Genomic DNA, 24,490 nt, shown 5'->3' on the forward strand with positions numbered 1-24,490 from the left:
GTGCTGCGCCGCAGCACCATGGCGGCTCGCCCGTGTGGTTCTCGCACTTGCGGACCGTGCCCCGCGGAAATCGGTGGTACGACGCCGCCCGGTGCAGACTGCGGCGTGCCGGTGGTGCACGAAAAAAATCCATAAATATCAATCGGCAGCAGCTCGCCCCTCAGGCGCCTTGCCAGGAAACACGGCGGTTTCTGCGCGATTTCTTAACACGTGCGTCATTTGAACGCGCAACAATCGTCGTACTCAGGGGGGCGCTCAGCGGACGCCGGTAGTCCGCTCTTGATCGCGAGGTAATTATGTCTACTGCTATTGAGCGGTCCGAAGCCACTTCCAGCGAGAGGATCGACCTCACCGCTCCGTGGGAACTGAGCTATTGGGCTACCCGTTGGCGGGTATCCACGGAAGAACTGCTGAGTGCCGCCGCCGAAGTCGGTACCGTGAAACGCGTGTTGAAGGCCTACCTGTCGCAAGGGCCGGTACCGCTGTCGACACGACCCCAGTAACGCACCTGTAAGTCACCGCCCGCCGCCGCCCTCAGTGCGGCGGCGGGCGCTTGCGCGTCCGTGACGCGAATGGCCCCCCTCTGCGGCGGCTGCCTTACTGACTGATCTGAGCGCGTTCGCCGGAGAGGTTCAAGTCGGGCCACCGCCGGCGCTCGGGTTTCAGCTCTCCCTTGCGTAGCGCTTTGCGCCGATCGAGCGAGTTGCCGGAGCCGTACCAGTTGAAGGATCCGGACGGCACCCATCGGGCTTGTGCGCGTGTCCACAGTTCGCAGTGTTCGCCGTAATTTCCGCTCAGGTCGCACATCAGGATTTCCGCCGTCGCGTCGCCGTCCAGGTCACGTTGCAGGACGACGCAATCGCTGGCCGGATGCAGGCATTCGGGCATTTGGCTGCCGGCAACCACCTGGTCGAGCCAGTCGCCCGGCACTTCCGTGCCGGGCGCCACATGCAGGAATGCGCGCGCCTCGGCCGCAGTCTTTACTGCCGCTTTGCGTTCCTGCTCGCTGGCGTAGCCGTGTCCGTAGTCGTGGCGACTGGTGGATTTTAGGGATTTATCCACATTGAGCTTTAGCTCCGTGTCTGCCGTGACCTTCTCGTTCGCCAACAGTTGCTCCAGCGCCATGTATCCCCGCCGACCGCTGGCGAATCGCAGGTGGGGCAAGTCCAGCGCGCCGGCTTCCGTGCGTCCGTCGACAAAACGTGCGACCTGGTCAGCGACCGCGATACGGTGCGGGTCCAGCACCGGCGAGTTGGTCAACAGCACCAGTCCGATGACCACCAGTGAAAGGACGATATTGGTCTGCCGCAGCGGCGAGAGCCAGGATTCGCGCTGGCGGAATACGCTGTAGGCATAGCCAGCGGAATAGCCCGTCAATACGATGGCACTGATCAATCCCCAGACGCGGTCCTGGGAAAAGCCATACTGGCCGATGCGCAGTGTCAATGCGTAAATGGCGAGCATCGCATAGACCGGCAGCGTCGCCAGGCCTGCCTCGACCACGCGGCGGACGACCTTCGGGTAAGGTCGCCCGGTGCCGCCGTCCTGGTACACCGCGTTGGTGAAAAGGATGACGACCACCACCAGTGTCAGCAGGATGGCCGTGGCCGAGCGCGTTGCCCACAGGACCTCCAGTCCTGTGAGGGGCAGGGTGACGATAAAGAGCACTGCAATGGCTGCCACCAGGGGCAGGAGTCCCTTGAAGACGGCAAACAGGATCTGCCGCGCCACATGCACCGCCTTGGCCTGGGTGCGGCTGATCAGGATGCCCAGTCCGACCATCGAGCCGGTGGCCAGATAGACGAAGGGCTTTTCCCTGAACAGGTCTTCGAAGAAGTGGATCTTGATCAGCTCGAACAACTGGGCCCACAGGAACAGCACGCCCCAGCAGATTCCGACGAAAAGCCCTGTCAGGATGACGGTGAGGCCGTTTTGCCAGGCCGACTCGAACAGTTCGGCATAGGGCGCGCACCAGCGTCCGGCCTTCAACCGTGCCTGCAGATAGGGCAAAGCGATGAACAGCGCCACCGCGATGCTGAAGCCGAACGGACCCAGCACATTGCCGCTGTCAATATGGGGTGCGCCGGTGGCGCTCCAGGCGGCGCCTACCGCGAGCAGCAGATAGACGAGGAACACCAGTGCCGTCTGTGTCCAGAAGATGCGCTGGCGCAGGTCGCGGACCGACAGCGTCATCGTGACCGGGACGCACAGCACCAGGGTATACCAGCACACCCGGCCGCCCAGTTCGGCGAACGGCCACCATCCCTGTTTCGTGCCGGTTTCGGCCAGGTACAGCAGCAGGCCCTGCAGCAGGGCGGTGAGGACGATGAACGCGCGCTCGGGGCGCGGCAGGGAGTCGGCAGGTGTCACGGGGCGTCCTCACGGTGATAGTCGCCGGGATTATTGCCGTTCAGTCCGCCGGAATGCAGGGCAGGCCGCGGGCAATCCGCCGATCCTGATCTGACAGAAAAAAATACGCCGGACGCGTCGCGGCCGGCGTATGGCGGGTAGCTGGAGCCTGTCACGGTTTTCGGATGACGGCGAACCTGCGGCGCGGCGGTCCGCGCCTGGATCCGCACTGCCTCGGTTGTGCCGTTGATGATCCAAGAACCCTGACAGACTCCAGGCCCATAACGCGCCCGGTCATCGGGCTTTGCCGAATCGCCGGTCTCGGCCACGGACCGGACGACGGGCAAGGGGTGACTCAGCTACTGATTGCGTAGCGAGTGGGTATTGCATGCGCGCCGGCCGTGACCAGCAGCGCGGGAAAGAGGCGGCCGCAGCGACGCGCGATCGCTGCGGTCCGGGTTCGCTCAGGTACTGCGTAAACTCAAGGTTGGCCGTGCGGTCAGGCTGTCCTGCCACGTACCCTTGTAGCCGAACAGGTCAGCTTCGCTCACGCCTTCCATCGAGGCGAAGGAACCGCCATCGAGGATGACGTCCTGAACCGGCTTGTCGCGCAGCCAATAGGCCTGTGTGCCGGTGGGCGAAACCTGCCAGTAATTTGCCCAGGCCGGTGCCTGGGTCCACTCGATCTTCTGGTACGACATAGGTGCCTCCGCGAGTTGTCGAGCCTGCTCGAACCGTCCCAGGGGAAGGACGGCAGTCGCTATGTTAAGCGACATCCAGCAATCGCCGCTTTTCTTCCAGAATGAGTCGTTCGTTGATCCGTATGAACTCGCGCAGCAGTTCATCTTCCGGGCAACTGGCCAGTTCGGCACGCGCACAGCGCACGTAGTCTTCCAGCCGCTGGATGGTATGGATGGTCGAGAGGGTCTTGCGTGCTTCGGTTCGCATTCAGTTCTCCAGGGGGAGGCGAGGCGCCGCTCGAGCGCCCCGCTCCCGTAAAGCGCCGTTCGGCCGGGACTTTGTTCGTCCCATCAGTGTTACGGGCTTCCCTGTGCCCGCCACGATGCCCTGGGCCTTACGTCGCCAGGACAGTGTGCACGCCCGGGTGCCGTCGCGAATCCGGAAAATGCCGCGTCGTGACCTCGGAAAATTCTGATTTTTCGACGAGGCCTTGACAGGCGGCGCGCGCCTGCATCAGAAGCGGCGGCCGGTGGGTCAAGACTGACCCGGTCGCCGGTGCGGCGCGTGCTACGTCCCCAAAAGCAAAACGGAGCGGCCGTGGCCGCTCCGTCGGAGGAAAAACCGGAAGCGGGACAACGATCCCGCTTCCGTGACGCGATGTCTTACGGTTCAAACCCGTCGTCGAAGATCGCGTCGACCTGCGCCGCCTGGCAGCTCTGCACCTTGATGTTGTCCACATACCAGCCGTGCGGCATGCGGCCGACGCTGGTGTCGCTGGTCATGCGGAAGCGGATCTTCACCGACTGGCCCGCGTAGGCGCTCAGGTCCACGACGGACTTGAGGTAAGCCTGCGGGTCACCGCACCAGGCCGGGCTGGGCGCGGCCGGGTTGCCGTTGCCCAGCGGTCCGTTGAGCGGATCGGTCAGCATTGCGGAGCCCGGCACGGCGGTGAACGTGGTGCCGTCGGTGGATACTTCGATGAAGCCGCCGTCCCAGCAGCCGCCGCTGCGCGATTCCAGCGTCTGGTCGCTCTGGAACTGCAGCGTGACCGGGTTTTCACCCGCGGGCAGGGCGATGGTGGTGGAGGTCAGGCGCTGGTCGGAAACGACTTCCGGATCCTGCGCGAGCCAGGCGTTGCCGCTACCGCCGTAGGGGCGTGCATTGCTGATCGCCCAGTTGGCCGAGCCGCTGCCGGCGGTGGCCGTCCAGCCGTTGGTGCCGCCTTCGACATCGTCCGTGAACACCGTGCGGGCCGTCGTGCCCATGCCGCAGTCACCCGGCGCCGCGAGCGTGCTGAACTGGTTCACCGTGGAATTGTCACCCGTGCCGCAGATGTTGCTCGGTCGCACACGCCAGTAGTGGGTCGTGTTGGTGGCCAGATCCGTGTTGGGCGTGGCGGTGGTGTTGCTCGTGGTCGTGGTGAATACGATGTTGCTGAAGGCGGCGTCGGTCGCCACTTCCAGCACGTACTCCGCCGCCTGGGCGGAGGCAGCCCAGGTGAAGGTCGGACGGACGGCGACGTTGGTGGCATTGGCCGCCGGGGCGGTGAGGGCGGCGGCGGCGGGTGTCGCATTGGCCGTGGTCAGGCGCAGGTCCTGGCTCTTGTTGCCGGAAGTGGAGGCCGACTGCAGCTGGAACGTGTAGCTGCCGGGTGCCACGCTGCCCAGCTGGGTGAGGCCGACCGAGGTGCTTCCGGGCGGTGTGACCGCGGCCGGAGTCACCGTGCCGCTGGCACCCGCCGGCAGGTTGGCCAGGGTGAAGTTCACCGGATCCGTATAGCCCATCAGCGAGCCCACGTTCACGCCGTAGCTGGCCGTGGTGGCGTTGGTGGTGCACACCGATTCCGCCGTGCTGCTGGCAATGACCGAGTAGTCCGGCCGTGACTGGCAGTTCACGCAGACCAGGGCGAAGTCCTGGTCGGTGGCATCGCCGGCATTGGGCAGTGCGTCAGAGGTGATGTTGGCGGCCGCCACCTTCAGCATCAGCGTGCTGATCGACGCCAGCGCAGCCGGGTCGAACACGATGGATTCCACGTTGTTCTTGTTGTCGGCGGCGCCACCGGAGGTGCTGAACCCGGTCGAGCCAAACACGTTGCCACGGTAGGTCGTGCTGCCGGACACCGCTTCCAGGTCGAGGTCGTTGTTCCAGGCGGCGGTGGTGCCGCCCAGGCCGTGGCCCGGTGCGTCGGTGTAGGCCAGGACGATCTGCATCGGCTTGGTCGGATCAGCCGGCGATACCGAAGTGGTCCAGGTTTCCCCGGTCGCGTCGAAGGTGCGCGTGTCCTGGTCGTAGTAGAGGACCGGCACGCCGCCCGCAAGCAGGCGGTCGGCGCGCAGCCGGCCCCAGCCCTGCTTGCTGTCGGGGCGGTGCCCCAGCGGGTTGCCGTCGGCGTCGTTCTTGCCGAACAGATCATTGGAAGCGGCGACGAGTGCAGCCTTGATCAACGCGCTGCTCGGCGTGGCTCCGCTGTTGGCGGCGCGGTACTTCTCGATGAACAGCGCAACGACACCACTGACCTGCGGCGAGGCCATGCTGGTGCCGCACATCGTTCCGTAGCCGGTGGCGCTGTTGGCCGAATCGACGGAACAGCCCGGCGTCACCAGCAGCGGAATGCGGCGCCCGTCCAGCGCCGGTCCATGGCCGCTGTTGTCCGAGACATCGTCAAACTGCGGGATGACGGCGCCGTTGGACGACTGCGCCTTGGTCGAACCGATCGTGATCGTGTTCTTGGCTTCGTCCGGCGTGCCCTGCGTGCTGGTGCCGCCGCCGCCGTTCATGAAGGACAACACGAAGATGAGTGGCTGGTCGCCGGTGACATCCGGCTTGGTGTCACGCGTGCCGACGTCGACCTGGCGTGTATCGGCATCGTAGCCGCGCGGCGTGCCTGCGGGGCCCCAGCTGTTGCCGGACAACTGCGCATTGTTGTCGTGCGACTGGCGCATCAGCTTGAGCATGCCGCCCGGTTGGGTGAAGTGCGGGTCGTAGACCTGTTCCACCAGCTTGGCGCCCGGCGCGGCGCCCAGTCCACGGCGGAACCCGGCCGCGTCGTTGACGCCCGACGAGCCGTCGCCAGCCATGATGGCCGCGGTATGCGTTCCGTGCGCATCGGTGTCGCTGCCGCCGCAGGTGTCGCCCGTGCAGGGCAGCATGCGGGCGACCAGGTCCGGGTGCGTGTCGAAGATGCCGCCGTCGACATTGGCGATCGTTACGCCGTTGCCGTTGACGCCAACACTGGACAGCCACGCGACATAGCCCGGAACGGGCAGGTTGCTGGGATTGAGATTGTTGGCGGTGATCTGGTTGGCGAGCTCGCCACGCAGTCCGCCGTCACGCGGCACGGGGTCGATGGCATACACCGCGGGCAGCTGGGCCACCAGATCGATAGCAGCGGCGGTGCCCTGAAGCTCCACGATGTCGAACTGTTTGTCGATCGTTGCGCGCTTGCCGACGAGGACGCCGGTCGCGCGCAGCGCATCGTCGCCCAGATGGGCGCCACGGTAGACCATCGCGCGCCAGGCCATTTCGTTGCGGCGGCGGCCGTCCTCGACGTTCGCCGTCTTGTAGTTCGGCAGGAAGTCGCCGGCCCAGCGCACGGCGCTGTTGCGGCGGGCTTCGGCCAGCGCGCCGTCGTCGGCCCAGACGACGTAGCTGAAGGGGGCGATGTACTGCACCGGCGTGAGGCCCTGCGCCGCGAGCGACTGGAGCCACTCCTGGCGCGTCGGGCCGGTGAACTGCACCAGCCGCAGCGCTTTACCCTTTTCGTAGCTGCGGGTGTTGGCCTGGCTGTCGGTCAGCGGATCAAAGAGACGGCCGCCCAGGTCCAGCGAAAACGTCTCGGCGGCGCTGGCACCCTGTCCACTGTTCACGACCCAGGCGAAGCTGCCGTAGTCGTGCACGATGGTGGCGCCACGGCTCACGGCGTCGGCGACACGTTCGCGCGGCAGTGCAGCATAGTCGGCGGCGAAGGCAGCCGGTGAGATCAGCGCAGCGACGGCCAGCGCCAGAGCGGTACGACGATTTCTCAACATGTGTGACCTCTTATGGTATGTGACCGCACGGAATCGCTCCGGCGGCGGGTGAAGCGGCCCGAAACCTTGCAAGACAACACGTGGAAACATCGATCATGCAAAAAACAGCGAAAAGGTCAATGGTGGAGAAAATGATCGATGCTGCCGAATGTGTAGAAGCGGCAGGCAGAATGCGACGCCGGTTCCACGATCTCCGCCGTATGGCGGATGTACGTTCCGGGTGCTGTGAAACGTGGCGAAGCCGCAAATAACCGGGCTTTTCCGGTGCTTGGCGAATGAGCGCGGGCGGAAAGCAAGGACGGTGCCGACACCAAGCGGCCGGCTGGACGGTGGGATCGGGCGAAAGCACGCTGGACCACTCATTCAAGAGTTTCCGACCACTTTTCCATCACGTGCCGCACGGTATGAGGGTTGCAGGACTCGCTTCCCTGCGCGTTGCGCATGACATGGAGAACATCGATGGAAATCCGCTCGATCATGACTGCCAACCCGAAGGTCTGCACACCGCAGACGCCGCTGCGTGATGTCGCCCGGATGATGCTGGACTGCGACTGCGGCGAGATTCCGGTGGTGGCGGACCTGGAGTCGAAGAAGCCCGTCGGTGTCGTGACTGACCGCGACATCGTCATCCGTCTGGTGGCGCACGGCCAGAATCCGGTGCTGACCGCGGCGGGCGAATGCATGACAGCGCCGGCGGTGACCCTGAGTGCTGACGCGACCGTCGAAGATTGCGCGCACCTGATGGCCGAACACCAGATCCGGCGCATCCCCATCGTCGACGACAAGGGATGCATCTGCGGCATTGTGGCGCTGGCTGACCTGGAGCGGACCAAGGCCCGTTCGCTCAAGTCCGAGGTCACCAGCCGGGTGTCCGTCCCGCATTAAGGCTGGGAGATCCCGCGCGGGTGCGGCAGGACACTCCCGCCCGCGCGGCGAGCAGTACCGAATGTTCCCGGCGGTGCAATTGCGGCTTAGCGTGCCATGCGAATTGCCTGCCGGGCCTGGGTCGGTCGTGCGGGACGACCGACCCGCACGAGCGCAGGCGTGCCAATGCGGCCGCGTTGCCCTGGCATGAATGTTGAGCTGTCCCAACAGAAGCAAGCGGAGGTCGGTCGTGGGTGGATGGGATGCGGTGGTGATGGAAGAGGGGGTCGGCCGCACGCTGATTCCGCCACACGGGGAGGCGTCGAGCGGCCCGCTTTCGCTGGCCGAGCGATACGCCCGGCAACGGCGCGCGACGCTGGACCTGTGCGACGGCCTCAGTGCCGAGGACATGTCGGCCCAATCCATGCCCCAGACCAGCCCCACCAAATGGCACCTGGCGCATACCACCTGGTTCTTTGAGCAGTTCGTACTCGGGGTTCGGGTTTCCGCAGATGACTGGGCACGGCTCTTCAACTCCTATTACGAGCAGGTCGGTCGTCCCTTCGCGCGCGACCGACGCGGGCTGCTGACGCGACCGAGCCTGGCGGAGGTACTGGCCTACCGTGCGCGCGTCGACGACCTTGTCCTGGCGCTACTGGATCGTGATCTGGAGCCCGAGCGTGCCAGCCACGTCGAGCTGGGCATCCAGCACGAGCAACAACACCAGGAGCTGCTGCTGACCGACCTCAAACACCTGTTCGCGCAGAGTCCCCTGGAGCCGGTGTTCCGCTTTCCGCCGTCGTCGGGCGCGCCTGCGCCGGCGTCCTTGTCGAACGGGTTGCGCCTGCGTTTCCTGCCGGGAACCAGCGGGCCGATCGATATCGGTCACGAGGGGCCGGGCTTTGCCTTCGACAATGAGCAACCGCGGCATCCGGCAATGGTCGCGCGACACCGCATTGCCAACCGTCCCGTCACCAACGCCGAGTACCGCACCTTCATCCTGGATGGCGGTTACCGCCGGCCCGAACTGTGGCTCTCCGATGGCTGGGCGGAAGTTCGGCGCGCGGGCTGGGACCGGCCGCTGTACTGGTCGTCGGAGCTGGATACGGAATTCACGCTGCACGGCCGCGTGTCGATCGATCCGCACGCGCCAGTGTGTCACGTCAGCTACTACGAGGCGGACGCCTTCGCGCGTTGGGCGGGCGCGCGCCTGCTGACCGAACAGGAATGGGAGTCGGATGCGGACCCGGGCGACATCGCGTCCGGTCACTGGCGCGAAAGCGGCGTTTTCCACCCCACGGCGGCAATCCGCGACGTCGGGGTGCGGCAGATGTTCGGCGACGTGTGGGAATGGACGTCCAGCGCCTACTCGGCTTATCCGCGTTTCCGGCCTGCTGTCGGCGCAGTCGGTGAATACAACGGCAAGTTCATGTGCGGCCAGTACGTGCTGCGCGGCGGTTCCTGCGCCTCGCCGGAGAGCCACATTCGCTCGACCTATCGCAACTTCTTTTATCCGGCGGATCGCTGGCAGTTCATGGGAATACGACTGGGAGTAGACGGATGAGCGTACCGGCCAGTGGGCTTCATCAGGATGATGTGCGTTATCTGGCGATGCGTGACGAGATATGGCGGGGGCTTGCAGCCAGGCCACGCAAGCTGTCGTCGAAATGGTTCTACGACGAGGCGGGTTCTGCGCTGTTCGAGCGGATCTGCGAGCAGGACGAGTATTACGTGACCCGCACGGAACTGGCGCTGATGCGCGAACACGTGGCGGCCATGGCGAAAATGCTTGGCCCGCAGGTCATGCTGGTGGAATACGGCAGCGGCAGTGGCGAGAAGACGCGCCTGCTGCTCGATCACCTTGAGCGCCCCGCGGCGTACGTGCCGATCGAGATCTCCCGCACGGCGCTGCGGGATTCCGTGGCGCAACTGCGCCAGGCCTATCCTGCGCTGGAGGTGGTCGCATTGAATGCCGACTTCACCGAGCCCCTGCTGCTGCCGCGACCGCACGGGCCGGTGCGTCGCCCGGTGGTGTATTTTCCGGGTTCGACGCTGGGGAATTTCAACCGGCGCGAGGCGGTGGATCTCCTGATCCGGATGCGCCAGCTGATGGGGCCGAACGGTCGGGCGCTGGTGGGCATCGATCTGAAGAAGGATCCGCTGCTCATCGAAGCCGCCTACAACGACGGCGCCGGCGTGACGGCGGCTTTCACCCTGAACCTGCTTGCGCGGCTCAATCGTGAGCTCGACGCCGATTTCGACCTGCAACAATTCCACCATCGGGCGCGCTACAACGTGATGCGCGGCCGGGTCGAAACCTTCATCGTGAGCCGGTGCGCCCAGCGCGTCAGCGTGGCCGGACGCCCCTTCGCCTTTGCGGCCGACGAAGCCATGGCCGTGGAGATCAGCTGCAAATACACCGTATCCGAGTTTGCCGGGATGGCCGCCGCCGCGGGCCTGGGCGTAACCCACGTCTGGACGGATCGTCGTGCCTGGTTTGCCGTGGTGCTGCTCGAACCACACCCGCTCGCGAACGCCGAGGAGATTCCCATGTCGATCCACGATGCCAAAGACCTGTCGCCGGACGGGCTTCCCTGCGTCAAGAACGAGGGCAAGAAGGAAAAGGCGCAGCGCAAGAAGGCCGCCGATGAAAACGTCGACGAAGCGCTGGAGGAGACGTTTCCGGCCAGCGATCCCATTTCGCCCTTCGTCCCGGCAAAGCCGCGCCAGCACTGACACCGCCGTGCCAACCCATCAGTCGTGCCGTCGCTTCCGGCCGACACAGCGAAAATAGGGCACGCGCAGCAACGGAATGTACGGGACGGTCGCATCCAGGTCGTGCGTGACTGGCTCGCACAGGCGTGTCTGCAGTTGCGGCAGCAGCGTGTCGTCCAGGCGCACGCCGTCGTGCCTGAACCACGGACGCCAGAAATGCCGTGCAAGCCAGCGACGCCGGCCGGAGTGCGCCGGAACGTGGAAGTCCACGACACCCAGCAGGCCACCGGGACGCAGCATCGCCAGCGCGTTGTCGAGCGCGGCTGTCGCGTTCGGAATCATGCTCAATGCGTAGGAGAAGTACACCGCGTCGACCGGGGCATCCGGCTGCCACGTGGTCGCGTCGGCCAGGTGTACGCGTGCGGTCGGAATACCGGTGAGCCGGTGCCGCGCCTTGGCGACCAGGGAGGGGCAGAGGTCGACCACGTCGACCTGGCGAAACGCGCGAATGCGTGGTCCGAAGAATTCAAGATTGCGCCCCGTGCCTCCACCCAGTTCGACGACATGTGCACCGGAAGGCACCGCAAGGCTTTCAATCAGCGCCGAGCGGCCGTGCAGTAATCGCTCGCGAAACCGGTCGTACCGTTCCGCCTGCGGGCCATAGAAGGCCTCCAGCCGCTGCGCCTGCGAGGCACCATCAGGCATGCCACGCGCCAGTTGACGCAACACGCGCCATTCGCCCCTCAGCGACTCAAGCCGGGACATCGGCGATCACGAACCCGGCATAGGTATGGACGCGATCGGCCGCGTGCAGCTGGCTCGCCAGGGCATCACGGAAATGCAGCTGTTCACGCAGCGGCGCAGCGTGTTCGCCCACGCGGATGGCGTCGAGGTAGGCTGGCCTGGCCTGCGCGCTGCGCAGCAGGATGCGCGCCCGGGGCGTGGCTCGATGCACGATGGCCTCCCATTCTTCCACCAGTGCTTCGGGGTAGTAGCTGCTCATCCAGTCCATGTGGTCGAGCAGGACGAAGCGGCTGATAGGCTCCTCGCAGCGCTGCAGGAACCGGGTAACGGTGGTCGTGTGCGTCTGGATGCGGTCGATGCCGTGCTGTTTGAGCTGTTCGAACCCCTGTGGCTTGAGATATTCGGGGCAGCAGTCACGACGATACTGGCCGGTGACGTACACGCGCCAGAAGTAGTTGTCGGCGACCGGCAGCTGCCGGAATACGTATTGCACCGCTTCGCGCACGAAGCCGGCGATGCCACCGGCGTGCTGGGTTTCCACGAGTTTCCGCTGCGGGTAGGGCACGCCCAGGAAACTCATGACTAACTGGCGCGACAGCGCCCAGTTCACGTGCCGGTTCCACATCAAGGGAGCCACGCGCTCGTCGTAGATGTCGCGTTGCTCGGCGATGTCGCGTGCCTCGAAAAGTGCCGCAAGACCGCGGCGCAGCGCAGGTCGCGCGTGAAAATAGGCCCGGCACGCGCGCGCGACGATGCCCGAGAGGCCGTGGAAATAGAACGTGGTGCGTCGACCCGCGAACCAGTGCCACCGGCGGTCCCACCACTGGCGTGAGAAGCCCTGCAGTTCTGCGCGCAGCGTGTCGAAATAGATCGCCTTGAAGTGCGGATGACAGCCTTCGCCGAACAGGCGAAAGAAGTCGTCAAAGCCCAGCTGCCGGATGGCGGCGATCTTCAGGTCCAGCAGCGCCGTTTGCCGAGGGTTGGCGTCCACGGCAAAGATGCGGCGTGGGTTGTCCAGCGCGTAGTCCAGCGCGTTGCAGCCGGCGCTGGTGATCACGAGCAGGGTGTCGGTAGGGCCCAGCGCCAGTGCGCGCCGGTCGACTGCCGGATCTTCCCAGCACGTGTTGTAGACCAGGTTGCGCGAATAGATCGCGTTGAACACGCGGTGATCGATACGGTCACGCAGGCTCGGCACGGTCATGGCAGGCGGACAACAGGACGGATGCTGCGTCCCACGCTACTGGCTGCGGGTGACGCGCGTGTTACGTCCCGAGTTGCCCGCCGTGCTCGCGCAGCATGTGGCAGAACAGCTCGCCCTGCTCGATAGCATCGTCCAGGGCCACGTGCGTGTGAGCCCGCGTGCCCGCGAACCAGCGGCGCGGCATGGTGCGCTTGGTGACTGAACGGAACGGACGCCGCATCAGTGACATCGCAAACGTCTTGATGTCGAGCGCCGCGTGACCGAACGGGCTGTGTCCGACGAAGCGCATCAGGTACCAGTATACGAAGAGAAAATCGTAGGACGCCGGATAGCCGACGAATACGGGTTTTCCAGGCAGTTGCAGCAGCCACGCGTGATAGCTCGCCATGGCCTGAGCGGCAGGACGTGTCTCCCGGCGTGCCGCTTCCCAGGCGTCGGGCTGTGTCGCCCACCAGGCCATGGTGTCGGGATGACCGGTCGCATCGGGCAGGGTGTCGAGTGTGACGGAGAAAGTGTCGAGGAGCCGGCCATCGGCCGTAAACGCGGCCGAGGCGAGACTGAGCAGGGAATGGGGGCCGGGGATGGGACCGTCGGCCTCGATATCAGTGGAGACATAGATTTCAGGCATCGCGACATTGTCCCGGCCGGCGGGCGGCATTGTCCAGGCCGGCGCCCTCGGTACACCGCCCCAAACACATCACAGGTGTGTATTGCAAGCCGATTAGATCGTGCCAGGTGTTGGGAATTATGAAATAAAAGGGATTGATGCAAAAAGCAAAATGCCACATGATGGAACGCGGTCCGGAGCAGCAGGGAAAGGCAGTCGCCTCCGGCCGAATCATGTCCGTCGAGCGATTCTGGATGGCAGCCTTCCAGGAGTAGCGCATGACCGATCACCTGTCATTGGCAGCGACTGCAGGGTGCGTTGTCGCTGCCGTAAGTCCCGAACCGGCGCAGAAGGCCGGCGTACCCGCTGTTGCGCCGGTTGCCAGGGCGCCGAACCTGTCCGTAACCGGCGACACGCCCGCGCGGGCGACGGTCCGGCGTCTGCTCCACGCCAGCCTGCGGACCTTCCGTCGCTACCAGGCGCACGACTGTCCGCATCCGCGCGAGACACCCGCCGAGCCGGTGCAGTGGCTGTTCCGCGGCGCCGTGGAGATCAATCACGAGCGCTATCCGGAACTGTTTGACTACGAACGCTTCCGTGCGCCGGACGAGGCGACACTGCGCGACCGCAACGCGAGCGCCTCGCTGGGGTTTCTGATCGAGCTGGCTGTCGATGTCGTGACGAGCAGCCTGTCGGGCGTCTCTGCGGCCCACGTCACCGGCTTGCGCCAGGTCGAGGCGATGCGTCCGCTGCTGGTGCGCGAGGCGATGACCGTGCCGGTCTTCGTGGCCATGCCCAGCCGTGGTGGCTACCGGGTTCTGATCGGGGACTATTTCTCTGCCGTTGTCGAAGTGGGGGCGGCACACGAGGCGCCACGTTGCGATCGCTTCGTGTTCGATATCGAGGCGGACCAGCGTATCGTCGATGCGGTCCCGCTCGACCGCCTGTATCGCGAGCGCTGGTTATTCCAGGGGCGTAGCTATCGCGGCCTGCGCAGTATCGAGGGAATGGACGAAACCGGCGCGGTGGGGCTGGTTGCCCACGTCGGAGGGAAGGGCTCCCTGCTGGAAGGGGTGTTCCAGCTGGCTTCGCTCTGGACACAGTTCCGCTTTCCCTTCGATAGCGGTACACAGCCGGTCCGGCTGGACCGAATGGACTTCTTCGCGCCGATTTCGCTGCTTCGGCGGACGGCCACCCTGGAATGCCGCATTTTTGTCGACGAGGTGGCGGCGACGGAGCAGGTGTTCAGCGCCGAACTCGTTCATGGCGAACACGTGGTGTTGCGGCTGGATCGGTTTACCGCGACGCGCTGCGTTGCCGATACACGGACGCTGGATGTTTACCGGCGCCCGCAGGGCGCGGACCGCATGTGTGATGTCGTCGGGGGGCGGGTTTTCGTCTTCGATTTCGGCGGGCGGGCCGAATGGGTACGCACGATGTTGCGCGAAACCTATCTGCTGGACGATGAGCGCGCGCGACTGGCCGGCATGGCCGACATCGACCGGGATGCCGGACTTTTCGCAATGGTGGCCGGCAAAGATGCTCTCAAGCACTGGTTGATGCGGCACTACGGACTGGACGAACTGCACCCGATGGAAATCCGGCTCGTCCGCGAAGGCCGAGGCGTCTTCGGGATGGCCGGCTTCGAGGGCGAGCGGCGGCCAGTGGGGTTGGGCGTGCACGGCGATATCGGAGTCGCGGTTACCGGCAGTGCGGGGCGCGTCGGCATCGACGTTCGAAGGGTCGACCTGGCGCCGCGTCCGCGCGATGCGGTCGCACTGGACGCGGACGAATCCGCCTGGCTTGACGCGCAGCCCCCTTCGGCGCGCCTGCGCGCCTCGGCGATCCTGTCGACCGCCAAGACGGCCTGCGTGCGATACCGCGAACTGGCGGCTTCGCCGTGGCCGGGCGTCCGCAAGGTGCGCGCCGTTCCCGGTGGCTGGGAAGGGACGGTTGACGGCGTGTGCTTCAAAAGCTGCGTTTACGCCGACCGTGCCGTCATCAGCTGGATCAGCGACGACGACATGGCCGGGCGCAGCCTTGCCTGACCCGCGCCGCTGCCGCCTTGCAGCGGCAGCGGCTTCACGCCTTCATTCAAATCCGTCGGTGAACACACGATCGCCGGGGTCGCGGTACTCCAGCGTCGTGAGCACGGCCGCGTGGTCGCTCGGCCACAGGTTGCGTGCCACGTCCGGATAGGCCGACGGCGTACCGTGCACGATGGCCTCGCTGGCGACGGTCGCCCAGTTCGCTGCGCGATGGAAGATGTAGTTGATCCGGTCCTGGGGTTCGACCGGGCCGCTGGTTCCGCCCTGGAGCGGATAGACCGGCGACCAGGTGTTGCCGGCAGCGATGGCCGGGTCCGGATGGATGCGGCGGTACGTGTCGGCGAGTCCGGCGGATTCGATCGCCAGTGTCGTGGGCCACATCACCGGGCCAACGGTGCAGTGCGCCGCGGTGGTGGCTTCGGTCCAGTCGCGGTGCGAAGGGGAATGCAGGTCGGCGGCCAGAACCACGTCCGCCTGCGGGTCCTGCAGTTGCGACGAAAGGCCGGTGAGAATGGCATTGGCTGCTGCCACGCGGCCGGAATCGTGTTCCCGTTGCACCAGCTGGCTGGCGCTGAGCTGGCCGAAGCAGGCATCGTGCGGCGGGTAGGGGCTGAACCCCAGCTGCGTGGTCCAGGCGATGATTTCCTGGGTGGGGAAGTCGGCGATGCGGATTCGCGCACCGAGCGCGGCATCACTACCGCCCAGCGCGACGGCATGGGTCGACACGATCGGGTAGCGGCTGAGGATGGCGAGGTTCGACCCGCTACTAAAGTGATACCAGCCGAGCGCGTCGGCCAGCGCCTGCGCCGTGTTGCCGGCATTTTCCTGGATAGCCACGATATCGGCCGATTCGGCGAACAGCACGCGCAGCTGCTTTTCACGTCCCAGCTCGACGTGACTGCCGCCGTCCCAGGCGTTGAAGCTCAGGATGCGCACCTGGTCGGCGCGGGGTTCGTCCGCTGGCCGGACACGAATGTCGAGCGTGGATTGCACGGTGGCGCCGCCCGCGTCGACCGCCTGCACGGAAAACGTATTGGCGCCGATATCGCCGGCGGACGCCGAGCCGGACAGATCGCCGTTGGCAGCCACGGACAACCAGGCTGGCCCCGACACTTTCGAATACACCACAGGTCCGTTGCTGCTGCGCGCGCTGGCGCGGATGCTGCCGCTGTAGCTTTCGCCGGCGCGCGCGTTTCGCTCGCTCAGTCGATCGGACAGGAAAGCGAGCGGCAAAACGTTCGAGCGCGGAACCAGATCAAACTCCACCGGCGTGGTGATGGACTGGTAGCCATCGTTCAGCAGGAAATACACGACGTGTCGACCCGGCGTCAGTTCCTGGGTGGGCAGGCTGCGCACGCCCGAGGCGCCGGTTGCGTACGTCCAGGTGGACGAGGGGCCCACGTAGACGCCGTTGACCGGTCCGTTGCCGGGTTGTCGATAAACGCCGAGCCAGTTCTTGTCACCCGGCGTGTCGGTCGTATACGTGGCCTGGACGGTATCGCCCACCTCGTAGGTGGCGCGGTCCAGGGTCAATGTGCCCGCGGCGCGGGCGAGCGGAGCCATGCAAAGCAAGGCGAGCGTCAGGGCGACGCAGCGGATGGCGCCGCGTCGGAATGAAATAGGCCACATTGTGCTTTCTCCAGGCGTGCGGCCGCCGGCATGGTGCCAGCGCCGCGACGCCATCAGACAGTTTCGAAGTCGCCGACGAACAGGCGGTCTGTACGCGAGCCGAAGGCCGGGTCGCTGATGCTGTGCGCTCCAGTCTCCATGTGGCCGGCAATGCGGCGCAGATAGAGGGGGTCGCCGCTGCAACGGATCGACAGGTCGTACCAGTGTCCGCTGGCGGCGACGGGCCAGCTGATGTCGGCCGTCGCGCCGGCGGCAAGCGCTACCTCCTGTGGCGCGGCGTTGCTGTAGCGGTTTGCGCTGAGCGTGGCGGTGCAGGTGGCAGCGCCGGTGTTGCGCAGGCGCAGCATCAGTTCGCCGCGGTCGACGTCGTAGAGCGTCGTCAGTTCCAGGTTGGCGCCCCCGGCCGTGACCAGCGAAAGATCGCCCTTGAATTCGCGCAGGAATCCATTGGGACCATGCACCGACAAATCGTACTTGCCCTGCGTGGCAGCCTGGGCACTCCAGTAGTCGGCAAGCTGGCGGGCGGACTCGAGCGTGTAGAACCACGGACCATCGGTGCGGTTGCCCGAATAGACGTTCAGTGCGACACCGGCTTCGCCGTCATTGTGGAAGTCCAGCCAATAGCGGCCGCTACTCGTTTCCACGCGGCCGTTGACCTGGATTTCGTACGGAAGCTTGCGCGCCGGGCGCACACCCGGCTCCTGCATCGGCAGGGACTGGTTGACGGGTGCCGTAGGCTGGGCGAGCTGGCAGGAGAGATCGGCATTGGCGATGTATTGACTGGTATCAGGCAACACCGGCCAGTTCGTGTCGGCCTGTGAAAAATCGAAGGCACTGGTCAGGTCGCCGGTGACAGCGCGACGCCAGCTGCCGATATTGGGTTCCATCACGCCGAAGCGGCGCTCCAGGAAACGGATGACCGAGGTGTGGTCAAACACCTGCGAGTTGACCCAGCCACCCTTGCTCCAGGGCGACACGATCAGCGTCGGTACGCGGATGCCCAGGCCCACGGGAATGTTGTTGTGATTTTCCGTCGCGGTCGGCACCGTGCTCAGTCCCAGTGCCGTCGTCAGTGGCGGAATTGGCGAGGGAATGTGGTCGAAGAAGCCACCGTTCTCGTCGTAGGTGATGATGAAGGCGGTCTTTGACCAGACGGCCGGATTGGACGCCAGCGCCGCCAGCATCTGCGCGATGAGCGCTTCGCCGAAAGCCGGCGGTGCTTCCGGGTGCTCGGACATGATGTACGAGGGCACGATCCACGACACCTGGGGCAGGGTGCCCTGCTGCACGTCGCGGGTGAATTCGGCGACGAGGTGTTCGCCGCGAGCCGTGTAGGCGTTGGTCGAAGTGGAGCCTGGCACCCAGGCCCGTCCACGGGTATACAACGGCGAGTTCTGGCTGATGCCGCGAAAGTTGCGGAAGTAGGCGAGGGAGTTGTCGCCGTAGTTGTCGTACTCCTGGTACACGCGCCAGCTGACGCCAGCGTTCTGCAGGCGCTCGGCGTAGGTCGTCCAGTCGAAGGCATTGAATGAGGGATTGTCGCTGGCCATGTTGGCCGTCCAGTTCCCGTCGTCGACGTTGTTGACGCAGTGATTGCCCGGCCGGAACACCGCCAATCCGCTTGTGCCGGTGAAAAGATGCATGCGATTGGGATTGGTCGGACCATGCACCGAACAGAACCAGGCATCGCAGACGGTGAAGGCGTCGGCAAGCGCGTGGTAGAAGGGAAGGTCAGTACGGTTGAAGTGGCCCATGCACATGGGGCCCTTCTCGCGAACCCATTCGTCGAAGTGGCGCCAGCGCGTGTGCGAGCCCTTCCAGCTGTGATTGATGTCGTGCATGCAGTGCGCACCGGTGGCAATCGTGTCCAGCCGGAACGGCATGACGTGGCCCGATGTCGTTTTGGGCTGCTTCCACACCGGATCACCATTGGGCAGGTTGATCGGTCGCGGGTCGTCAAAGCCTCGCACGCCGCGCAGCGTGCCGAAGTAGTGGTCGAACGAGCGGTTTTCCTGCATCAGGATGACCACATGCTCGATATCGTTGATCGTGCCGGTACGACGTGCGGCCGGTACGGCGAGGGCGTTCTTGATGACACCCGGCAAGAGGGTGCTGGCGCCGACGGCGCCGGCGGTCCCCGCAGCCAGGCGAAGGAAATGACGGCGGCTTTGCACAGACCGGTCGTTGTTGGACATATGCGCTCCTGGATCTACTGGCGTCCGGTGCCCGCGGACAGGAAAGCGCGAACCATAGGTATCGGTGTTTACAGCCACGTGTGGCGATGTTGACGGGCTGATGACAACGACGCGATCGCGCGGGAGGCCTGTCTGTCGCGAGCGGGTGGCAACTCTCAGCGGAAAGTCCGGGCGCCGGCGTACGGGGAAGATGTGACAAAAACCACAAGGAGAACGAGCGGAGGACTTTCGCTTGGGGCGCCGCCGTGACGAATTGCCGGCGCCGGCGCGACGTAGCGTCGACGGGAAGGAAAGTGCAGGAACGTACTTCCGCCCGGATGAGCGAAGTAACGGCTGCACTTTGTGGAGAGATAGTGCCTTTGGTATTGGGTGCGGCAGCAAATTCGCGGCCGCGTGTACTTGGCGCAACTTGTGCTAGGTCACCCGTATCGACCGACACGAGTGAATCGCCATGGAAGCCACGATGGCCGCCACCAAGACCTTGCAGGAGCTGGCGACGTTGCGCCGGCAGCTGGCCAAGCGCGATCGCAAGGTCAACCGTTACCACGTGTGCAACGAGATCTTCAAACGGGCCAACGCGCTGTGGCGCGACGGTTTTCTGACGGCGGCGGACTTCCTGGAAATTCGCGACGAGGTCGATCAGGCAACCTTGCCGAAAGACTAACAACGGCGGTGGATCTGCGGCCGCGCGTGACCGCAGATCCGCGCGACGCTGTCACGCCATGTCGATGACGACCTTGCCAAAGTGCGCGCCGCTTTCCAGGTGCGCGTAGGCGTCGGCGGCCTGACCGAATTCAAATACACGATCCACCACCGGGTGGATACGGTTCGCGGCGATGAACCGGCTCAGATCTTCGGCCATAGCGCGGCTGCCCACGAGAACGCCAGTCAGCCGCCGTGCCCCGCCGATCAGCGCGAAGGGCTCGTATTCGCCGCCAAATCCGCTGACACCGCCCACGATGGCCACGCTGCCGCCGATGCGTGTCGACGCCACTGCCCGTTTCAGGGTGCCCTGGCCGCCCACTTCCACCACGCGATCCACGCCTGCGCCGCAGGTCACGCGCAGGACTTCCTCCTGCCACTCAGGTGTCGTGCGGTAGTTGATCGTGGCATCGGCACCCAGGGAGCGGGCCCGGGCCAGCTTCTCGTCGCTGGATGAGGTGATGATTACACGCAGTCCGGCGGCCTTGGCCAGTTGCAGGGCCCAGATGGACACGCCGCCGGTGCCCTGCAGCAGGACCGTGTCGCCCGGCTTCAGCCCGTCCTGGGCGAACAGGGCGTTCCAGGCGGTGACGCCGGCGCAGGTGAGGGTGGCTGCTTCGTGATCGTGCAGGTGGCCAGGTACCGCGAATACGGCGTCTTCGTGGAAGTTGGCTTCCTGCGCCAGCACACCGTCCAGGCTGCCGCCAAGTGCACCGGCGGTTCGTGCCGCGGTGGGCTCGCCCTCCAGCCAGAGTGGGAAGAAGGCCGTGGCAACGCGATCGCCCGGTTTGAAACGCGAGACGCCCGCGCCGACGGCGATCACTTCGCCGGCGCCATCCGAGGCGGGGATGAGCGGTGCGTCACCGGGAACCGGGAAATGGCCCTGGGCAATCATGAGATCGCGGTAGTTGAGCGACACGGCACGCATCCGGACGCGCACCTCCCGCTCGCCGGGGGCGATGGTGGCGACATCGAATCGTTCCAGGCCGGCAGCGGGTTTGCCGGGGCGAATACGGTAAGCCTGCATGGGGTTCCTCCCGTGAAGTAGACGGCCGCGTTCCGGCGGCCAATCCGCGGGAGCAACGGTCTGGCGTTACGATATAGGCGCGTGGGTGTCCGTAGTGGCGCTCATTTCGACCGTCAATGTAGACATCGGGGAACCAATCATGGCCGTGACCGACCGATTGAGCGGCATTGCCGAGTTCGTCCAGAGCGTGGAGGCGGGAAGTTTCGCCGAGGCGGCCGGGCGGCTGCACCTGTCGCGCTCCGCCGTCGGCAAGACCATTGCGCGACTGGAACAGCGGCTGGGTGCGCGGTTGTTTCACCGGACGACGCGGCAGCTGAGCCTCACCGAAGACGGCCAGGCCTTCTACGAACGTTGCGTGCGTGCGCTGGCAGAACTGGAGGCGGCCCAGGCTGCGTTGGACAGTGGTCGCCAGGCGCCGACCGGGCGATTGCGCGTGAGCGCTCCGGTCCTTTTCGGACGCCACTGCGTTGCGCCGGTGCTCACCGCGCTCGCCCGGGCACATCCCCGCCTGACGGTTGAGCTGTCCCTGAGTGATCGCGTGGTCGACCTGGTGGACGAAGGCTTCGACCTGGCAGTGCGGATCGGCCGCCTGCCCGACAGCGCCCTGCTGGCAGCGCGCCGGTTGACGGTGCAGCGCATGGCGGTTTGCGCGTCGCCGGGCTATCTCGCCCGGCATGGCACGCCGCGGACGATCGAAGACCTGGCCGGGCACACCGGCGTCGTCTATGCCCGGGCTGGCCAGGACAAGCGGTGGCGCATTCTCGACAACGACGGCCGGGTGCACGAGCCAGCCATGGACAGCCGCCTGCGGTTCGACGATCTGCAGGCCATTGCCGATGCGGCGGTTGCCGGAGCGGGACTGGCATGGCTGCCCTGCTGGCTGCTGGCGCGGCATGTGCGCGCCGGCGAGCTGGTGCTGGTGATGGACAGCCGGCACGTACAGTCGGCAGATATCCATGCCGTCTGGCCCCAGTCGCGTTTCCTGCCGGCGAAGACGCGTGCAGGAATCGATGCGCTGGTCGACAAAATTCCCGCCATGATCGAGGGCGGAGCGTGCGCGTGAGCGGTGCTAGGCCATGTCCGGCAGACTCTGCCGGATCACGTTGATGTCTTCCCAGGGGTCTTTCCGTCGCGCGGCAAGCCGGCGCAGCGCGTTATGGATTGTGTAGCGGTCGCTCTGGCCGACCCGCCCCAGTTCGTCCCAGCCGATCGGCATTGCCACTGCCGCATTGGGACGGGCACGCAGCGAGTAGGAGGCAACGCTGGTGGCACCGCGGCTGTTGCGCAGCCAATCGATGAAGATCTTGTCGCGACGGTTTTTTTCGCCGGCCACAGCGACGCATTCGCCGGGTTCGAGCGTCGCCATCGCGACGGCCACGGCCTTGGTGAATCGCTTGGCGGACTCCCAGGGGACGCCGGGACTGAGGGGAACGACCACGTGCAGGCCCTTGCCGCCGGACAGGCGTGCGAATGACTGCAGGCCGATGGATTCGAGCTGGCCGCGGATCTTTCGTCCGATCGCCGCAACCCGCGCCCAGCTCACCGTTGGATACGGATCGAGGTCAAAGATGAGGCGGTCGGCGTGCTCCAGGTCATCGAATCGCGAGCCCCAGGGATGGAACTCGAGCACGTTCATCTGTACCAGCTCGAGCAGCCCGGCCTCGTCCTCGATGCACAAGTAAGTATCGGTGCCATTCTTCTCGCGGATCGGCACGCCGTGGACATGCTCACCCCAGCCCTTGCCGCTGTGTTTCTGGAAAAAGCAGGCCTTGGTGATACCGTCCGGGCAGCGCACGACGGAGATCGGCCGCCCGGACAGTTCCGGCAGCAACCACTCCGAGACAGCGCGGTAGTAGTCGGCGACATCGGCCTTGGTGACGCCGGCCTCGGGGAAGACCACGCGCTCGGGGTGCGTGATGACGACATGCCTGCCAGACCCTGCCGTCTGCGGCGGCGTACGCGACGCTTTGCCGCGACGCGGACGGAGGGCGGTCTTTGATGATTCACGCTGGAGATCAGCCACGGTCTTGTCCTCGCGCAATGCCTTGAAGGCGGGTTGGCGCAGCACGCCCTGGCTGCCCATGCCCTGGTAGAACACTTCGACGACCAGCTCCGGCGTAACCCAGCGGGCAGTGGCGCGATCCGGCGCTTCCATCCGCGAAATGTCCGCCGGCGGCGTGGACACCACGCGGCCGGCCAGGCGCCGCCGCAGACGGCGGAGCAGGTCGTTGTCCAGGCCGGTGCCGACGCGTCCAATGTAGCGCCATCCGCCAGCATCGGCGCGCGCCAGGAGCAGCGCACCGATGCCGGAGCGGCGGCCCCTGGGCTCGGTGAAGCCTACTACCGCGAATTCGTCGCTGGCGCGTGCCTTGACCTTGACCCAGTCACCGTTGCGGTCGCCGCGATACGGGCTGTCCGCACGCTTGCTGATGATGCCTTCCAGACCAGCAGCCATCGCCTGGGCGAACACAGCGTCGCCGTTGCCGATCTGGTGCTCGCTAAAACGTAGCAAGGGATGCGGACGGCGCGCCAGCAACGCAGCCAGATACTCCTTGCGGGCCACCAGGGGCACGCTGCGCAGGGAATGCCCCTCGGCATAGGGGATATCGAACAGCACGTAGTTGAGCGGCAGGTTGTTGGCCCCGGACAAGCGGGCCTGCAGTGCGTTGAAGTCGTCGCGCCCGTTGCGGATGACGATCAGCTCGCCGTCGAGCTGGGCGCTGTGCAGGCGCAGTTCGCGCAATGCGGTGACGATGGTAGGCAGCCGTTCGGTCCACTCGATGCCGTTGCGTGACCAGAGCCGGATGGAATCCTCGACGATGGTCGCGACGATGCGGTAGCCGTCCCATTTCACTTCGTGCAACCACGGGTCACCCCGGGGTGGTGTCGACTGGTTGCGGCACAGCTCCGGGGCGAACGCCGCATCACTCGCCGCAGCAGGCTCGCTTCCGTCGGGCAGGGCTGTCGCGCCGCGCTGGTTCCGTTGCGGGTTTGCCTTGCGGCGGGAGCGGGCCGTCTTCGTCGTGGCTGTCCGTCGCGGCAGTGGCCGGTCGGTTTCGGGGTCGACATAGTCGTCGGCTTCCTTTGCGCCGGCAAATTCGTCGCGATGCTTGATCAGCAACCATTGCGGCTTGCCTTCCCGGCGGGTACGCACCAGCACCCAGGAGCCGCGCAGCACTTCACCGTGCAGCGTGAACTTCAGTTCGCCGCGTGCCAGGTCACGGCGCGCATCGCCTTCCGGTTCCCATGTGCCTTTGTCGAAGATGTCCACATGTCCTGCGCCGTAGTGGCCGTCGGGAATGTCGCCTTCAAAGTCGGCGTAGTCGAGCGGGTGGTCCTCCACTTCCATGGCGAGGCGCTTCACGGAAGGATCAAAGCTGGGGCCCTTGGGAACGGCCCAGCTCTTGAGCACGCCGTCGAGTTCCAGGCGGAAGTCGTAGTGACGGTGCGAGGCATGGTGCAGTTGTACGACAAAGGTGTGCCCGGGCGGGCGGCGTGCCGCGCCGGCGGGCTCCGGCGTGGCTTTGAAGTCGCGTTTGCGGCGGTACTCGCGAAGTCCCATGCGCCACCTCCCTGGCCCGTATCAAGACCGTGGCAGCCGGGTCCGCCAGGAGTGCCGGCTGTACAGGTCGGGCAGGCAAGGACGATGCCACTGCCGTCCCCTGACATGAAACGGGCAGAACAGGCGCGGTATACGCTG

General features: G+C 65.7%; 18 protein-coding genes. 7 read left to right on the forward strand and 11 right to left on the reverse strand.

The genetic code is table 11. From position 1 onward, the window contains the following. Positions 1-296: 296 nt before the first annotated feature. Complete coding sequence (locus tag N4264_RS09520; protein WP_261696798.1) at positions 297-503, forward strand: DUF3606 domain-containing protein; 207 nt, start codon at positions 297-299, stop codon at positions 501-503. A 94-nt stretch (positions 504-597) separates the two neighbouring features. Here the strand turns inward: N4264_RS09520 and N4264_RS09525 are convergent, their stop codons facing one another. The 4 genes from N4264_RS09525 to N4264_RS09540 all read right to left on the reverse strand — a co-directional run bounded on the left by N4264_RS09525 (position 598) and on the right by N4264_RS09540 (position 7,058). Then, positions 598-2,370, reverse strand: coding sequence for a DUF4153 domain-containing protein (locus N4264_RS09525; protein ID WP_261696799.1), 1,773 nt, complete (start codon positions 2,368-2,370; stop codon positions 598-600). Between the two features lie 443 nt (positions 2,371-2,813). Further along, complete coding sequence (locus N4264_RS09530; RefSeq protein ID WP_261696800.1) at positions 2,814-3,050, reverse strand: hypothetical protein; 237 nt, start codon at positions 3,048-3,050, stop codon at positions 2,814-2,816. Between the two features lie 64 nt (positions 3,051-3,114). Continuing rightward, positions 3,115-3,297, reverse strand: a complete 183-nt coding sequence (locus N4264_RS09535) for a hypothetical protein (protein WP_261696801.1) — start codon at positions 3,295-3,297, stop codon at positions 3,115-3,117. A 395-nt stretch (positions 3,298-3,692) separates the two neighbouring features. After that, positions 3,693-7,058: a S8 family serine peptidase gene (locus N4264_RS09540; protein WP_261696802.1), complete on the reverse strand. Its 3,366-nt coding sequence runs from the start codon at positions 7,056-7,058 to the stop codon at positions 3,693-3,695. Positions 7,059-7,517: 459 nt separating this feature from the next. On the opposite strand from N4264_RS09540, the gene N4264_RS09545 reads away from it, so the two are divergent. From N4264_RS09545 to egtD, 3 genes are all read left to right on the forward strand, one after another. Beyond that, entirely contained in the window at positions 7,518-7,943 is a 426-nt protein-coding gene (locus tag N4264_RS09545) for a CBS domain-containing protein (protein WP_261696803.1), read from the forward strand. 229 nt (positions 7,944-8,172) lie between these two features. Further along, complete coding sequence (gene egtB / locus N4264_RS09550; protein ID WP_261696804.1) at positions 8,173-9,486, forward strand: ergothioneine biosynthesis protein EgtB; 1,314 nt, start codon at positions 8,173-8,175, stop codon at positions 9,484-9,486. Next, complete coding sequence (gene egtD, locus N4264_RS09555) at positions 9,483-10,658, forward strand: L-histidine N(alpha)-methyltransferase (RefSeq protein WP_261696805.1); 1,176 nt, start codon at positions 9,483-9,485, stop codon at positions 10,656-10,658. Before egtB ends, egtD begins: the two co-directional genes overlap by 4 nt. Before the next feature lie 18 nt (positions 10,659-10,676). Here the strand turns inward: egtD and N4264_RS09560 are convergent, their stop codons facing one another. The 3 genes from N4264_RS09560 to N4264_RS09570 all read right to left on the reverse strand — a co-directional run bounded on the left by N4264_RS09560 (position 10,677) and on the right by N4264_RS09570 (position 13,210). Further along, positions 10,677-11,402: a class I SAM-dependent methyltransferase gene (locus N4264_RS09560; protein ID WP_261696806.1), complete on the reverse strand. Its 726-nt coding sequence runs from the start codon at positions 11,400-11,402 to the stop codon at positions 10,677-10,679. After that, a complete protein-coding gene (locus tag N4264_RS09565; protein WP_261696807.1) occupies positions 11,389-12,582 on the reverse strand; it encodes a BtaA family protein in 1,194 nt (397 codons plus the stop codon). The genes N4264_RS09560 and N4264_RS09565 overlap by 14 nt, the downstream gene beginning before the upstream one ends. Before the next feature lie 61 nt (positions 12,583-12,643). Further along, positions 12,644-13,210: a 3'-5' exoribonuclease domain-containing protein gene (locus N4264_RS09570; protein WP_261696808.1), complete on the reverse strand. Its 567-nt coding sequence runs from the start codon at positions 13,208-13,210 to the stop codon at positions 12,644-12,646. A gap of 257 nt (positions 13,211-13,467) precedes the next feature. Between N4264_RS09570 and N4264_RS09575 the strand changes: the two genes are divergently transcribed. Then, positions 13,468-15,237 (forward strand): hotdog family protein, encoded by a 1,770-nt coding sequence (locus N4264_RS09575; protein WP_261696809.1) that lies wholly within the window; start codon positions 13,468-13,470, stop codon positions 15,235-15,237. Positions 15,238-15,279: 42 nt separating this feature from the next. On the opposite strand, the gene N4264_RS09580 is transcribed toward N4264_RS09575, so the two are convergent. Then, complete coding sequence (locus N4264_RS09580) at positions 15,280-16,866, reverse strand: endonuclease/exonuclease/phosphatase family protein (protein ID WP_261696810.1); 1,587 nt, start codon at positions 16,864-16,866, stop codon at positions 15,280-15,282. 53 nt (positions 16,867-16,919) lie between these two features. Then, the gene (locus N4264_RS09585; protein WP_261696811.1) at positions 16,920-19,061 is read right to left on the reverse strand and encodes a phosphocholine-specific phospholipase C; all 2,142 of its coding nucleotides are present in this window, start codon (positions 19,059-19,061) and stop codon (positions 16,920-16,922) included. 451 nt (positions 19,062-19,512) lie between these two features. On the opposite strand from N4264_RS09585, the gene N4264_RS09590 reads away from it, so the two are divergent. Beyond that, positions 19,513-19,725, forward strand: coding sequence for a hypothetical protein (locus N4264_RS09590; RefSeq protein WP_261696812.1), 213 nt, complete (start codon positions 19,513-19,515; stop codon positions 19,723-19,725). Positions 19,726-19,776: 51 nt separating this feature from the next. Here N4264_RS09590 and N4264_RS09595 read toward each other — a convergent pair whose 3' ends face one another. Beyond that, positions 19,777-20,790: a zinc-dependent alcohol dehydrogenase family protein gene (locus N4264_RS09595; protein WP_261696813.1), complete on the reverse strand. Its 1,014-nt coding sequence runs from the start codon at positions 20,788-20,790 to the stop codon at positions 19,777-19,779. A gap of 139 nt (positions 20,791-20,929) precedes the next feature. Between N4264_RS09595 and N4264_RS09600 the strand changes: the two genes are divergently transcribed. Beyond that, complete coding sequence (locus N4264_RS09600; RefSeq protein WP_261696814.1) at positions 20,930-21,853, forward strand: LysR family transcriptional regulator; 924 nt, start codon at positions 20,930-20,932, stop codon at positions 21,851-21,853. A gap of 6 nt (positions 21,854-21,859) precedes the next feature. On the opposite strand, the gene ligD is transcribed toward N4264_RS09600, so the two are convergent. Continuing rightward, a complete protein-coding gene (gene ligD, locus N4264_RS09605; RefSeq protein ID WP_261696815.1) occupies positions 21,860-24,352 on the reverse strand; it encodes a DNA ligase D in 2,493 nt (830 codons plus the stop codon). Positions 24,353-24,490 lie beyond the last annotated feature (138 nt).

This window comes from Tahibacter amnicola (genome assembly GCF_025398735.1).
Taxonomy (GTDB): domain Bacteria; phylum Pseudomonadota; class Gammaproteobacteria; order Xanthomonadales; family Rhodanobacteraceae; genus Tahibacter; species Tahibacter amnicola.